This is a genomic window from Mesorhizobium sp. LNHC229A00, assembly GCF_000502415.1.
Taxonomy (GTDB): Bacteria; Pseudomonadota; Alphaproteobacteria; order Rhizobiales; family Rhizobiaceae; genus Mesorhizobium.
The window spans coordinates 1-15,403 of sequence record NZ_AYWQ01000002.1; the positions used below are offsets into that span (position 1 = coordinate 1).

Here is a 15,403-nt window from a genome sequence, read left to right on the forward strand (position 1 = left end):
GCAGCACGCCCGGGACCGGCGTGCCCGAAGTGATCGGATCGGCAGCGGCAAGATCCAGCAGCCGGAATTTGTAGGAGCCGGTCGCATCGAGCGAGCCATCGACGATTAAGGTGTAGGCGCCGGCCACAAGATCGAGAAGCGGAGGAGTGCCGAAGGGGCCATCTGAATTTGAGAAAGTGACCGGGGTGCTGGTCACCTCGCCGCGTGGACCGGTTAGCCTCCAGAAGAGGTTCGGGTCATTGGTGAGGCTGTCGAAATAGAGCCGTGCCGGGCTCGCGAGATCGAAGGCAAACCGGTTCTGCTGGCCGGAATGGGCGATCGCGCCGTCCATCGTCGTGCCGACCGTCAGCGGTGCCGTCGTGTCCTCGACCTTCTGAATCCCAAAGGTGAAATCCACCGGGCTCGTATTGGAAACATAGCCCTCGACCGCCAGCGTGTAGGTCCCGTTNACGTATAGCGGTTCTGCTGGCCGGCATGGGCGATCGCGCCATCCATCGTCGCGCCGACCGTCAACGGTGCCGTCGTGTCCTCGACCTTCTGAATCCCAAAGGTGAAATCCACCGGGCTCGTATTGGAAACATAGCCCTCGACCGCCAGCGTGTAGGTCCCGTTGAAGGCCAGCGTCTCGACATCCTGGTCCACGAAGCTGTTAAACCAGACCTGCTTGCCGAACGGATCGATCAGACGCCAATAGACATTGCCGCTGCCGGTTTGGCTTTGCTGGTCGAAGAAGAACTTCTCGCCGGCCTGCGCATCGAAGCGGTAGAGCGCCGTCTCCGTGCCGGTCGGCAGCACGCCNGCTTTGCTGGTCGAAGAAGAACTTCTCGCCGGCCTGCGCATCGAAGCGGTAGAGCGCCGTCTCCGTGCCGGTCGGCAGCACGCCTGGGACCGGCGTGCCCGAAGTGATCGGATCGGCAGCGGCAAGATCCAGAAGCCGGAAGCTGTAACTGCCGACCGAGCCTTGCACACGCAGTTGATACGTTCCAGGCACAGTAAGGGTAAATGTCGGGTCGCTCACATCCGAACTGAAAAACCGCGGGGAAACCACCTCGCCCTGTGGTCCGATCAAGCTCCAGGTGTGACTGGTGTTCGTCAGGGCATCGAAGAAAAGCTGTGTCTTCTGCGTGACGTCGAAGACGTAGTTGTCCTCTTCGCCCTCCGTGTCGATCGCACCTGGGGTGACGGCGCCCAGCAAAAGGGCTTCTCCAGCCGGAGCCGGCAGATCTACATGACCCTCGGATGTAACATTGAAGGTGTACTGAAGTGCCCCGTTGGCCTCGACCTGCCCCTCAAAGAGCAGCGTATAAGTACCCGCCAAAGGCAGCGTCAGGGTCGGGCTGTCGTTGAAAAAGCTCCCATAGACCTGACCGCCAAAGGGATCGATCAAACGCCAGTACGGGCTGCCGCCACTGAGTGCTTGCCGGTTAAGCAGAACCTGGTCTCCAGCCGCGGCATCGAAGCGGTAGAGCGCCGTCTCGTTTCCTGAGGCCAAAATCCCGGTGGAAGGATCACCGAGTACGATCGGATCGGCAGCGGCAAGATCCAGCAGCCGGAATTTGTAGGCACCGGTCGCGTCGAGAGAGCCGTCGACAATCAGGGTGTAAGCGCCGGCCACGAGGTCGAGTACCGGATTGCCTGAGAGATTGGCCGCATCCGAATAGATGAAGTATCGAGTGCTGACCTCCTCTCCGTGTGGACCGATCAACGTCCAGGAGAGGTTCGTGTCATAGGTGAGACTGTCGAAATAGAGCCGTGCCGGGCTCGCGAGATCGAATGTGAACCGGTTCTGCTGGCCGGAATGGGCGATCGCGCCATCCATCGTCGCGCCGACCGTCAACGGTGCCGTCGTGTCCTCGACCTTCTGAACCGCAAAGCTGAAATCCACCGGGCTCGCGTTGGAGACATAGCCCTCGACCGCCAGCGTGTAGGTGCCGCTAAACGCTAGCGTCTGGACATCAACGTCCAACTGCAACCAGTTCGACCAAACCGTGCCACCGAATGGATCGATCAGCCGCCAGGCGGCGGCGCCGCCGGTTTGGCTCTGCTGGTCAAAGAAGAACTTCTCGCCGGCCTGTGCATCAAAGCGGTAGAGCGCCGTCTCCGTGCCGCTTGGCAGCATGCCCGTGATCGGCGTGCCCGAAGTAATCGGCACCGCCGTCGCGACATCAAGCAGCCGGAAGCTATAGGAACCGGTCGTGTCCGCTGCACCACTGACGCTCAGAGTGTAATTTCCGACAACCAAGTCAATGGGCGAAGATGCTGATCCGTTTGGACGATCAGAATTATTACTGAAGGTGGATTCAGAGACTTCGGATCCATTCGGACCAATGAGGCTCCATGCGTACTGTCCGTCGCCGATTAGTGCATCGAAATAGATCTTCGTATCTTGGGAAATGTTGAAGCTGAATCGATCTGTTTCTCCAGGTACGTCTATCGACCCCTGAACCGGCATGAAGTCAGCTGACAAGAGCAGTCGTGGTTCCAGCGCCTCGAAATGAACCGCTCGTGTTTCGTGTTCGCGCCGTTTTCGCAACGGCTTTTCTTGCTTAGACTTCGCGCCATATCCAATCGCCGCTGCAAGCGCAGATACCGAGCAACTGTTTCGAAAGTTCGCGTTCCGGTAGCGGAATGTCATGCCCCTGACCCCCGGGAAGACACTCGAGAGATATGATCGGGAGCTATACGCTGCTCGTTCCCATCGCGAGCGACAAGTGTTTCCCCCGAGCGGGCCCACCTTCGGGCCGAGCAGGAGGCGACCTGACTTTGGCCACGCGCCTCATCTGGCACCGATGCACGAATTGTCGGAGTTCGCGATAGATGTTGGTCGGCGTAGCCGCGAAAGGTCAAGGTAAAAGGCGATGGCCATGTGAAAGTAGTTGCCGAAGTGCCGCCGGAGCTTACACTCGCACTGCTGGATAGCGCCAGCGACAATACATCCGTGAACGTGAACTCAGCCACGTCGACAACCCCCAGCCGCTCGGCAATACTATCAGTTGCCAAGTTACAGCTACTCGAGCACGAAAATCTGCCAATTTAGCCCAGGCTGATAAGTGCCTGACGACCCGCCGTTATTATTCTCCCGCTCGCTTTTTCCCGAAATTTCAAGTTGCCGCTGCAGTACACTAATGTCAACTGCTTTATTAGCAACTCCGAAAATTCCATCCGCTCAATTGGCGAGGGTGTGCCTGCAAGTTTTTGAGTTCCTTTGTCCCGTACCTCAAAAAGCCGGTGCCTACGATCCCCGTTTATGCCAAAGGAGGTCGCGCCGCGTTCGCTATCACCTGAATTTTCTCGGGCTGTTCGAAGTCAGTTGTGGACTAGTAGTCTGGATTCGAGCCCGTTTCGGAACTGCTGGGCTAGAAACTAGACCGAAGACCAACGCTGCCCTTCAATCTCTAAAGGCACTGATATCGCTCAAACGCGGAAAATTTCGCTTTACAATAATTTATTTCGCGTATATACGAACTTCCAACGCAACAAGAAGGACTCCCACAAATGATCCCGCGATCTTTCGAACGCAATGGCGAGGTGTTTAACCGCGTAACAATCGATTTCCTCCCTGGGCCGCATGCTTTGCAAGTCCGCGCCTGGACGCACGACGCCTTGATCCATGCCCACGGCTATCCGACGGCGCGTCTACTTACGGGGACCCTCGCAAGAGCTGGTGGGCGTTTTCGGGTAGCCATCGCCATGCGAAAGACCAAGGCATTGAAGCGCCGGCTCCTGCCGCTAGTTCGAGCCGGTTTGATTGCCCTTTACGTCGCTGGCCATCGCATTTTCGGGACCAAATGATAGGAATGTGGATTGATGCCGAGTCTTGCAAGTTGGATTCAAAGCTGGCGCGAAGTGGCGGAAGAGGTACCTGCCGGTCGCTACGTGCCAATCAATGTTGAGCGGGACGGCGTGAGTTACGAGATTTTGCGGATATCCAACTTTGACCCGCAGATCGACGGCGAGCGCCGCTTCGTGCGCACTGGCGCCCGCGAATTCGATGACAGAGTGGCCTTGTTCACACACTTGACGCGCGACATCGGGCTCGTACGGGTGATATCCCTTCGTGGCAGGCCACGCTGGGTGCTTGAACCGGGTGCTGACTCGCTCGAATGGCTCGCCGATGTGGAGGGCGTGTCGGTGCGTGAACTGAGCCTTGCAGCGCGTGAAGGCGCGTTGGGCCGCCGTGTCGCTGGTCTCGTACGACGCCGGGAACGGCGGTCGCGTGAAGTTTTGGAGGCCCAAGTCCAAGCACTACGAGAGCGAGCGGAGGATGCCGAGGCCGAGGCAGCGCTTCAACGTGCCGAGCTACAGACCAAGGAGCGCGATCTATCGCGTTACGACAAAGATTAGCGTTGGCAATCTCGCACCCAAGGCCGACACCTTAGTCCACCCCAAAGAATAACCGGACCCCTGCGCTCTTCTGTTCTGTGTAAAAGCTCTTGCCTTCCTCGCTCCGCGGGTTGGGAAGGACGCCCAAGGTGGCCTGATCGGGCTTCAAGGCATTCACGACATAAAGGATCCTGTAGTGAAGTCGGTTCTCCGCGTGGCAGACTTCCGCTTTCGCGATCTCGGTCGATCCCAGCTCGACCATTCTGACGTCTCCAGGGTCGGGCGAGGCCGTCGCCTTGACCTCGAAGAACCAGGTGGCCTTGCCGCTCTGGATCTCGAAGTCATAGCCGAGAAGGTCTTCACCCGTCTTTCCGCATGCATGGACGCGATAGCCAGACTTCCAGCACTCGTAATCGACCACACGGTTGCGGCCGAACTTTGCCTTGAGCCAGGCAAACGCGATTGCTTCACCGAAATAGCCGATGACGGCCTTCTCGTCATCACTGACGCGACTTTTCCCCCCGGTCCAGCCTCCGCCGTCGCCCCCTCCAGATCCGCCTTTCGACAAGATGACATGCCTGCCTTTGATCGTCTTCGAACTGGAGGCCAGGAGGGCTGCATTGCCGTCTGCGAGCTCGGATATCTGATCGGTGATCGAGGCAAGCGTCGTCTGGCCGACCACAAACGTTCCACCGGTGTAGTCGAGCTTGGGCGGTGGCGGGCTGGCGCGTTCCTCCCGCGCCTTACGCTCGGCCTCCTTCAAGGCCTCAAGGTCTTCGGCGAGCAAGCCATGATCGACGGGCGCCAGCGACGTTGGCCAATTCGCCGGCCAAAGCCCGCCGCGGCCGAGCCAATCTAGGATGCCTGCCTCATCAAGGCGGTCGAAGTCGAGCCATCCCTGCGCGTTCGCAAGCGCAACCAGCCGGCCCTCCAGACCATCGGGATCGCGCCACTGCTTGACGATTTCCGCCTCAATCCCAAGCTTTTTGACGAGCATTAGCCGCGCCTTTGGCGCCAGCGCCTTGAGGATTTTTTGATTTGCGTCGCGAACGGCATCGAGGCTCGCCTCGGCTCCAGGCAATTCGACAAGCGTGGCTATGTTCCAGCCGACGAGCCAGTCTGCCAGCCACAAGGCCCAGTCGGTGGGGCCGCTGCGAATGAGAGAGTGGCCGATGCCCCGTGGTATCGTCGGGGCTGGCGCGTCGCGCGCCGCCAGGTATCGGGCCAGCTTGCCTGAGCGGAAGTCGGCACGGCAGGCCTGGCGAATGCTTTCTCGTACCCGCGCTTTCTGGCGCAGATAGTAGTTGCTGAACATCTCCTCGTGATAAGCTGTCCGGTCAATCGATCGGTAAGGAACTTCGAGCTCCTCCAGGACCGTATTGAGAGCCGCCAGGTCGACGCCCAGATCCAATGCGGCAGCTTCCACCGAACCGCTGCGGCAGGCATCGAGCAATCGGGCCCCCGCGACCGGCATCGAGGCGAGAGCATCGAGGGCTGCCACCAGATCACCCTCGGTGCTCAGGCGGTGGTCCTGTAATATCCCTTCCACCGCCGCGGTGGCGCCCCACAGGCGGATAAAGGGACGGGCCACGTGCAGCAATGCTCCAAGCAGCGATCGGGACGCCTGCATTGCAGCGATAACATCTTCGGACGCGACGTCCAGCGCTTCCGCCAGACCTTCTGGCGTCAGGCCCTTGCCGGCTTGAAACATGCGCGCGGCCACGGCATAGAAGGCGTCACTTGCCAGCGGTCTCGAAGCGATCGCCTCGCCGATCCCCGGCGCTAGGACCATCAGTTCCCTGTCGGTACCCCTGGCCGCCATGGGCGCCAGCAAAGTGTCCCCCTGCCCGGCGTTCACGAGAACGGCCGAATGCTGGAACGAGGGCAATGGCAGCGTGTGCTGGCCGACCTGCAGTTCGAGCGAGTCCACCCATCGGATGCGCAAGGCCGAAAGCTTGCCGAGGATCTTGTCGGGTCCGGCTGAGACGAACTTGCACCTGTAGCGGACGGTCAGCAGAACGAAGCTACGCAGGTCTCCAACGAAGTCCTGTTCCAGCAAGGCATCGGACGTGTCGTAGGTGAACGCGCCGTCGGGCGTCCTGTAGACCACCTCCATGTCAGACATGCGCTGCAGGCGCTCGGAAACCTTTGAGCATAGATAGCTCGCCACGTCCTTTGCCTTAACCAGAGGCGGCTCGAACATGATGACGCCTCGCGCGACGCGAGAAAGGGCTGCCGCCATGGAACGGTCGTCGGCATCGGCGATGTAGACAGCGCGTTCCTCGGTGCGCGGATCAAACGAGATCACCGCCCCGTCCATTTTTCCAAGCAGACGCATGCCGGCGGGCAGGTCCCGGCTGAGGCTGGCATGGGCCCAGGCGTCAACCGTGAGGGCCCACAGCCGTTCGGCCGGATGAGACGACCCATCTAGCCATTCCCCCGCCTGCGCCAACAGACGCCACGCTGCGCCCTGTTCGCCGAAGATGGACAACCCCTCGTCAACCAGGATCTCCCGCGCCTGGTCGGCGCGCTCGATTGCCGTTCGCACGTGGTGGGTGACCAGGGGCGCCTGCGGCGGCGGCGTCTCGTGCAGCGCGGGCAGCCATGACTTATCAAGCGTTCGCTTCACGTCGCCGATGATGGGAACCCAGGCCTCGGTGGCGAGGAAACTCCGCGCCGGCGAGGCCCAAGTCCGTGTGTTGGGAGCACCGGAATGATTGGGCCGGAACACCGTCATCTCGACCAGCCCGGGAAAGTCCTCAAGCATGCGGACAACCTGGATCGCGTAGGCCTCCGCGGCAATCTTACCGATCTCCTTGTAGTCAGCCTGTCCCGGGAAGCGCCATGCGTCGCGAACGGTATATTCGGTGAGAGGATTGGGCAGGTTCGCCTCGCTTGCGAGACGCTTGATCCAGGCTTTTTGTTGATCGTCGGAGAGCGCTAGCTTGCGGCCCGCAAGTGCTGAAATGACGCTGTTGCCCTGGGCACGAACAGGCTGGCCAGCGATCGTCTGCAAGGGCCGCAGGTGATCGACGACGCCGGCCTTTTTCAGGAAGGCGATCCATGCCTCGCGCTTGCCCGGCGGAACGTTCCACTGCGTGTAGGGAACAAGCCGATAGTCGCTCAAGGAAGCCAGCTCGGCTGACACAAGGGACACCTTGTCAAACAGATCGTCCAGCTCATGCGAGCGCGTTCCGGCCCAGCCGCCGAAAAACGCTTCTGTCGCCCGCACCCAGCCTGCGCGGGCCGGCACCCGCAGACCGATTTCATCGGCCTCGGCAATGGAGCCGCCTTCGCCGGTGCAAATCGTCAAAATGGCAGTAAGCGCTTCCCACCTAGCCTGGTCGGGATCCTTCGCCTGACCCGGGTCGATGATCACGCCGGCGATCACGCGCAGAATCTCGCGCCGGTCATATTCGCGGACCAGATTTGCGCCGACAAGGAACTTCCTGCCTGGATTGGCGCCATCAGAGACGCAAGCCAGCGCGCCGTTCAGGTAGGTCATGCGTCTTGAAACTGCGACTGGCAGAGCAAGCAAGGCCGACGCCTGGCGCAAGGGTGGCAGGAAAACGGTCGACAGGCGCCGGCGCACCCTTACCTGCTCGTCAGGAACCGGCGCCTCAGTCAAAACCAGTTCGTTGCGATCGGTCAGAAGGATCGGACGGCCCTGCAGCCGCTCACCAGCGTTGGGAAGCAGTTCCGGCAAGGCGGAATAGAACCGGTCCCAGTCGGAGACGGGTGCGCCGGCGTTAAACAGGTCCTGCGCAATAGCGACGGCGACATCGGCCTTTTCCTCGAGACTGACCGACAGGTTGACGGCCGAACCTGCCAGCTTTCGAAGATTGGCGATGCGTGTAGGACCCAATCGGGTATCGACGAGTGGAAAGGCTGCTGATTGCGCCACACGCTTGGGCAAGAAAAAGCCGGCGTTTTCCCACACGCGAACCGATTTCAGGCTGGCCCAGCCCGGTTCCCCGCGCCGGTCCTCGGCAGGAATGACAAGGTCGCCCTTGTCGAGCAGAGCGGTGCGAATGTCGGTGTGACCCTGCCCCGTCCAGAACAACAGGTCGGCCACTACATGGCGTGCGGGGTGATTGTCCAGCACCGACTTGGCGATGGTTGCCGCGGCCAATGCCAGGGAACGGCACTGCTTCATCAGATAAGCGTTGAAAGTCCCGCCCTCTTCAAGGTTCTTGCGCTCGATCGTAGCAAAGAACGGGGCGTCCAGGTGACCTGCAAGCGGAGCCTCGGCACCCTCGCCCATCGGCAAGAAGGTATAGAGCCGGCCCTTGATTGGATCTCCCGAGGCAGCCACGGCCAGCGATATGATGGCATCGCCCTTCCAGTCAGCCCAGCTTTCCGGCAGCGCCTCGCTGCCGAGATCGGCCTCGATAACCTGGCGGATCGTCGCCTCTTTCAGGGTTCGCCGCGCGACGATATAGCTCCTGGACCCGCAGGCCACCTTCTGCAGCTTCAAATCGTCGAGCTCGTAGAGCGTTTGCGGATCGCGGCCGAGAACATGGGTTTTGCCCGCCAGCTCAATTTTCAATTCCGAGATGCGATCGAGAAACAGCTGTACTTCAGGCTGGCCGGTGGCAAGCGCGTGCAGCTGGGCCTCGACAGCCAGGCGCGCTTCCTTGTTCTTCAGTGGAAGGCGCAGGACGGTTGCGTAGCCTTCCTCACCCAGTGAGAGAACCCGTGGAGGCGGGCTGCAGGATGGTAGTGCGAGATAAAGCTGCGGCATGCTGTCGGCAATGCGAACCACTTGGTCCGCCAGCCCCTCCGGCTCAAGGAATGTGCGCAACTGGCTGACGTCCGCGAAGGAAAAGCAATAGCCGTCAAAATCCGGCGATCGGATGGGTCTGGGCCGCGAATAAACTTCCGGATGGGCACATATCTGAAAGACGCTCAAAAAGCCGACGCCCTTGTTGCCGATGGCCTCATTTACCGTCTTCGTGGTGCGCGTCGGGCTACAAAGCGCGGTCAGATTGTCGCCGGTAAAGCCTAAGCCGTCGTTGGCTGCGTAGAGGACGCCATGGTTACCCTCATCTTCGAGCAAGAAGCGAATTCGACCTTTGGTTTCGCCCGGGGCATGGGCGTCGTGGGCGTTTTGCAACAGCTCAAGCACGGATCGGTTGCGGTATGAAACCGAGACGGTCGTACAAAGTCCTCTCAGGTCCGAATAGACCCGCACGTCCCGCGGCGACTGCAGGAAATGGTTTATTCTGTCAAGCGTCGCTGTCCTGATCTCCTCGATCGGATCGACATGTTCCGCCGTCTCCAGGACGATATTCAGCATACCCCACCCATTCAATTGCCCATCGTCGCGTAGGTTGCCGCACGCCTGCCTGCTCGAACCGCAGTACCTTACCTGCTCATTCCACGGCGACAGGCACAGGTTAGCCGCCATCCTGTCGAAAAATACAAGATCGTCACCCTCACAACACTTCCGCAACAAACCTGGAAGGCTTTGTTGTCGCTTTGAGGGGCTGGGATATAATCTCAGTTACGGCGCTCTCCGACTCTCAAAATGACGGCGATCAGTCTGCGATCCCAACAAAGTGCTGGTGCATCGCCTAAGCGCGGAACAAATCTTCCGACGATGGGACTCTACCTCCCAATGCCGACGATGACGACGCAATCCCCGGTACTCCAGACTGAATGTCAGAGACGCGCAAAGGACTCACATCCCCCTTTTGGCTCAAGGTCCGCCCGCATCAGGACGGCCGCTCGAGCACACCTTTGCACGCTCCAGTCTCCATTCGAAGACGGCGTATTTCACGCGGCCGCAGGCATCTCTGGAACGGCAAGGTAGCGAAGCACTTCGTCCAGCAGAGTACCAACTCTCGCGAACTCGGTACGGATGCGATCTTCACCAAAACGCCTCACGTAATTTGCTGCATCTACCTTTGTACCGCCACGAAACTGCTTTGTTACGTAGGTTCTATAAGCCTCGTCGACGACCACATTGCCAGCCTCTCCCTTGAGGATTTGTTCGACGAGGCCAGTCGGGAATGTTTCAGCCCGGATCCGGTCCTCAAGCATGCCGTTTTCCTCAGCCCATTGCCAAATATCGACACCGTAAAGAACCTCTAGCGTTACGGGAAGCCGGAAGCCGGCGGCTAGGGCAGCGATCGCATGAGCAGGCTTTGGATAGCAGAAGCACTTAGCCGAGTTAACATTTCCAGAACCAGCGTTCCACGCGTTTTTCATCTCGACAGCGTCCCAATCCAAGACGCCCGCTGCTCGTGGGCCTCCTGGATGATGCTTATGTTGGGACCGCCAGCCGTTAAGCATATCAATTACGTAGCTGTGGCCGGCGCCATCACGCTTCGTTTCAAAGTCGACGAGCGCCGCTCGCGCTGGGTGGAAAACAGTCGCACAACGCTGCAAGATGATCCGATCGCTCTCTCCCTCGACAAAGATTTTCGGGCGGTTCTGCCGCGCCAATTGCTCGGCCGCGACCCTCGCCTCGACTTGGCCGCGAACGTCCTGAACAAGCTCTTTTACTCGGGGGGCAAGAAGCGCCATAGTCCCCATCTTCTCATCGACCTCAGAGGCCGAGTCGCTCGCCTCGCTACCCCGTTCATCAGTATCTCTGAAGATGTGCGAACAGGACACTTGCGCCGCCGTCGTGTCATTTAGGTCATAGAACACTGGCGAATGCGTGGTTAAAAGTATCTGGGCCACCCCATCCCTCGCAAATCCCGAAAGTTGCGACGCAAGCTCCACTGCACTTGCGAACTCGAGATTGTTTTCCGGCTCTTCGTAGGCCCAAATAAAACTATAGGGCGGCGCTCCTCGCCCTTGAAGCGACCGTTTCTTCTCGGTCATGAACTTAAGAATTAGTGGAATGTGTCGGCACTTTATGCCGTCACCGCGGTGGTTGAGCGAGATGCCCTTGGCGCCGCCGAGGAAATCTAATCGCTGGAAGATGTGGCTAAGGTCACGGGGAAGCGCCAGGCGGGTTTCGAATCCCAGTGCGTGTCCGATGCCCGTAGTGAGGTCCGCTAGATGTTCTCCGATCGAGTCTTCGAATGCAGTACTCGACGTCCTGAAGGTTCTAGCCGCAACCTCGGCAATGATAGCGTAGATACGGCCGCGTAGGTCGTCAAAGTACCCGGCGTCCTTGATTGCCGGAACATACTCGAATTCAATTTGCCTCAGAAGGGTATGCGCGTTGGACTTCTCGGGGATGTCGACATTTGTCCGCACCTCTCGACCACGACGATTCGTTGTGAGCCTGTTGCCCCAATATTCGTTCGAATGAAGACCGCCAGCACGCCATCGTTTCTCCCAAATGATGATCTCACCATTGGTCGCGCGATAGGAAGTCGGAATATCGAGCTCTAGCCGTACGACGACTTCCTTTGCCACCTTTGCCCGGTCGGGCACGAAAAGATTATAGTCATCGTCGAAAACGAACGCTTTTCCCGGGTTTGTTACCCCGTTGAAGAAAAGATTTAGGGCTCGCAAAATGTTAGATTTTCCGCAGTCGTTCTTTCCTACAAAAATAGATAGCTTGCTCGCAGGTATCGTAATCCGCTGTATTGAGCGGAAGTTCTCAACGTGGATTTGACGGATTGATACGCTCAACGACGCCCCCCAATTCAAACAAACGCCCCCACGGCGTATACAGGCTCCTGAATATCACGGAATGATCGCCTGCCAAGCCTATCAGCACAGCTGTGGAGGCTCTATTCACAAGCGAGCATCCCGAATGTGGGCACCCTTGTGAGCGTAACCTTTTTTCCTTAAGCGCATATTCGAACCTGGAAAAATGCCCAGGAACTCGAACGCTTTGCCGTTATCTGTATGTAGGTTGCCAACGCGCTGTGAACGAGATCCATGCTATCCCCAATACGCTTCATTCGTCCTGCTCAATAAGCCGATGGAGGCGACCGACGAAATAATCGTTCACCCGTTCGATGGCATCCCGCACGGGAAAGGCGAAGTGCTCGTCCAGTTTGCTTCCGAGTATCGCCAAGGGTGGCTGCAACGAGAGTAAATCATAATAAAAGACGATGTGCGCATGACTCGACGTTGGTGCAAAACCCGCCTTTCGCCCGTAGTCCTTGAGCAGCATGTGTGTTCGAAGCAAATCCTCTTGGATCAGGCGCCGTTTTCCTAGGTCATATGATCCATTGCCTCTTTTTACGTTATATGAGCTTAGCCGCCCGCTTTCCTCGTCATATACGAGTATGTCGACCCGGATGGATCGTTCGCGATCTCCATAGGCGAGGTCCGTCCTTAGCAGCGGTTCAATTCGCTCCACGATTCGTGTTTGTTGTAGCGACTCATGCGAAAGTTTGAACTCGTCCTCGGTCCAAACTCGAAATCGAGCGCAATCCTTCAATCGCTCCAACAAAGCTCGATCCAGGATCGCTCCATGTCGTTTATAGGCTGAACTGATGATTGACGTCGCTCGGGAGTATTTCCGACCGGCAACAGGATCGTCTCGGAAACTTGCGTTCCCTAGTTTCTCAATCGTATCGTCGACCAGGGGACGGAGTCGATCAAGGTAGGCATCCGTTTCCAAAGCCACGGATGGGTCGGGGTGAGGCGACACCATGAACATCCCTTTGCGCATATCTAGTAATATTGATATTTTTACGAGTGATCTGAAGTATTAATCGGAAAGATTAGCAGAATTTCAGCATGTCATGGACACAGGAAAATATCATGATCAGTCAAGACTTCGATTTGCAGCCCGATCCGCGCGTCCTGCCGATGCTTGGCGAGATCAACATTGATCAATGGCGCTGCCTCGCGGAGTTGATCGACAATTCCATCGACGGATTTCTCAAAGAGAGCCGCACGGGGACTCCTCTTTCAGGTGCCCGCGTTGATGTCATACTTCCAGCCGCCGACAAGGAAGGCGCGGTTGTCCGCGTCATCGACAATGGTTCTGGCATGACCTCGGACGTTCTCGAAAGTGCGGTTCGCGCGGGATGGTCGGGAAATAATCCCATCGATAGCCTTGGTCTCTTCGGAATGGGATTCAACATCGCGACTGCCCGCCTGGGCTCGGTGACCGAGGTTTGGACGACACGGAAGGGTGAATCGGAATGGCATGGATTGTCGATCGATTTCGACGCGCTGAGGCGTCAGCGACATTTCCGCACTCCCCATCTGACAAGGCCCAAGACCGACCCAAACCAGCATGGGACGGAAATCACGATCAGGCAACTCAAACCGGAACAGCGCAGGTGGCTTGCGAAAAACGGAAATCAGACGATCGTCCGCAAGAGATTGTCGCAGGCCTACTCCGCGATGCTTCGCGCTAATGGCATCCCTATTTCCTTCGAACTATACCTCAACAACAAACGTGTCGAGGCCCGCCGCCACTGCGTGTGGAATGAGGATCGAGTCGTCTCAGGCGTGGGCGGCATCGACGTGAATGCCGTCATACAGGTCAATCACGCTCTTTCGGAACGCTTCTATTGCACGAACTGCATGAGCTGGCTCGCGGAAGCGTCTGAATCCGCAGCTTGCCCACTATGCGCTTCGACCGGAACCGTCGTCAAACGCACTCGGCGTGTCACCGGGTGGCTGGGCATACAGCGGTATTTGGATCAATCCGAGTTTGGAATCGACTTCATTCGAAATGGTCGCAAGATTGAAATCGCCAATAAAGACCTCTTTTCCTGGCATGATGGTGAAGCCGAGGAACGCGAATACCCCATCGACGATCAACGAAACCGCGGCAGGATAGTTGGAGAAATCCATATCGACCATTGCCGCGTGAGCTACGCGAAGGATCGGTTTGATCGAGCCGATCCGACTTGGGACGAAATGGTGCAGCTCCTTCGAGGAGATGGGCCGCTACGCCCTGAGAAGGCAAAGGACTTGGGCTTCCCCACGAATGAGTCGCCCCTTTTTCGTCTATTCAAAACCTTCCGCCGCACGAGCCCCCACTCCAAAACCGCCGGCGCGTACGCGCGTATCTTGATCGTCAAGGACAACAACCGAGCCTTGGAAATGGCGAGTTATTTCCATGAAGGCAATCCGGAATATCAGGACGACGACAAGTGGTGGGAACTGGTCGAGGCCGCTGATCGCGAGCTTCTATTTGGCCAGGGAGGCGGCGAAACATCTAACGGAGGAGACGCACTCCCAACGGGGCTAGTTGACGAGCCGTTACGCCCTGCTGACAATCCTGCCCCTACTCCGCCGCCCGTGGCCCCTAAACCAGCGCCGCCGGCTCGAAGGGACGTGCCATCCCTGAGCCGAAAATACCATCATCAGCCATCGAGCATTCAATGGAACGTTTTGGCATTCGAGGTTGCAAATACTGATCCCGACCTGCCGAGCGGTGCTCCTTGGACGGTTCGCATGGGCGATATTCCGACAAAGACGTATCACTATCTTTATAACCCAGCTCACCCAGTGTTTCAATCTATTACGATGACACCACAGGATGGGCTGTTGGCCAATCTTGCCTTCATGACGGCCGATCAAACTCGATCCTCCAGCCAGACTCCCGATATCGCGCGCATTCTTAGCGAATTCCGCCTGGAATATGGCGACGAAAACGCATTGGATTATAAATCACTGCCTGCCGATGCATCCGCTATCTTGATTGACGTGGCAAGGTCCATGGTGGCTGCTTGTCCCGTGGAAGAGAGAGCTTCGCTCTTCAATGGGCTTTCGGTCTCCGAACAACATACAATCATGCGGGCGCTAGCTGGCAAGAAAATAAAGCCGGCCGAGTCGACGATCGACGGCAGTTTCCTTCAATCCGCACCTTCGGAAATCATCAAGGTCCTGGTGAAGAGCCGGCCCGAACTATGCTTCGATGGAAACGTTTGGGACGAAGCGTACGCCGACCTCGATTACGGCGACCCAGACATCACCGAGGATGCCAGGCGGAATGTCCTATCCAAGTACGTGAGCCTAGTGAGCGATGCTATCTGGCTTTCGAAACAAGACCTCAGTGACTTGGGAATGGCTTCGAAGGATGAGATCATCCGGGCGGTCATGTCGTTGATGCTTCTCAGGCCAGATGTCGANACCCCGAAATCACGGAAGACGCGCGAAATGCGGTTCTCTCGAAATATCTCGGTTTGATAAGTGACGC

General features: G+C 58.1%; 7 protein-coding genes. 2 read left to right on the top strand and 5 right to left on the bottom strand.

What is annotated here, in order from left to right:
• Both X742_RS01000000169530 and X742_RS1000000176430 read right to left on the bottom strand, forming a co-directional pair.
• The coding region (locus X742_RS01000000169530) for a hypothetical protein (protein WP_032924728.1) at positions 1-397 on the bottom strand (397 nt) is incomplete at its 3' end.
• 252 nt (positions 398-649) lie between these two features.
• Positions 650-2,635, bottom strand: a complete 1,986-nt coding sequence (locus X742_RS1000000176430; RefSeq protein WP_084569470.1) for an LEPR-XLL domain-containing protein — start codon at positions 2,633-2,635, stop codon at positions 650-652.
• A 1,172-nt stretch (positions 2,636-3,807) separates the two neighbouring features.
• Between X742_RS1000000176430 and X742_RS166270 the strand changes: the two genes are divergently transcribed.
• Complete coding sequence (locus X742_RS166270; RefSeq protein WP_023770103.1) at positions 3,808-4,344, top strand: hypothetical protein; 537 nt, start codon at positions 3,808-3,810, stop codon at positions 4,342-4,344.
• A 31-nt stretch (positions 4,345-4,375) separates the two neighbouring features.
• Here the strand turns inward: X742_RS166270 and X742_RS166265 are convergent, their stop codons facing one another.
• The 3 genes from X742_RS166265 to X742_RS1000000173765 all read right to left on the bottom strand — a co-directional run bounded on the left by X742_RS166265 (position 4,376) and on the right by X742_RS1000000173765 (position 12,409).
• Entirely contained in the window at positions 4,376-9,622 is a 5,247-nt protein-coding gene (locus tag X742_RS166265) for an ATP-binding protein (protein ID WP_023770104.1), read from the bottom strand.
• Between the two features lie 479 nt (positions 9,623-10,101).
• Positions 10,102-11,919, bottom strand: coding sequence for an AAA family ATPase (locus X742_RS166260; protein WP_023770105.1), 1,818 nt, complete (start codon positions 11,917-11,919; stop codon positions 10,102-10,104).
• A 271-nt stretch (positions 11,920-12,190) separates the two neighbouring features.
• Entirely contained in the window at positions 12,191-12,409 is a 219-nt protein-coding gene (locus tag X742_RS1000000173765; protein ID WP_156939338.1) for a hypothetical protein, read from the bottom strand.
• 596 nt (positions 12,410-13,005) lie between these two features.
• Here X742_RS1000000173765 and X742_RS166250 point away from each other — a divergent pair.
• Complete coding sequence (locus X742_RS166250) at positions 13,006-15,393, top strand: ATP-binding protein (protein WP_023770107.1); 2,388 nt, start codon at positions 13,006-13,008, stop codon at positions 15,391-15,393.
• Positions 15,394-15,403: the final 10 nt, after the last annotated feature.

What these genes read in the sequence shown, in the direction of transcription:
- X742_RS166270 (WP_023770103.1), top strand. Translation starts at nt 3,808, where the DNA reads ATGCCGAGTCTTGCAAGTTGGATTCAAAGCTGGCGCGAAGTGGCGGAA.
- X742_RS166265 (WP_023770104.1), bottom strand. Translation starts at nt 9,622, where the DNA reads ATGCTGAATATCGTCCTGGAGACGGCGGAACATGTCGATCCGATCGAG.
- X742_RS1000000173765 (WP_156939338.1), bottom strand. Translation starts at nt 12,409, where the DNA reads ATGCTGCTCAAGGACTACGGGCGAAAGGCGGGTTTTGCACCAACGTCG.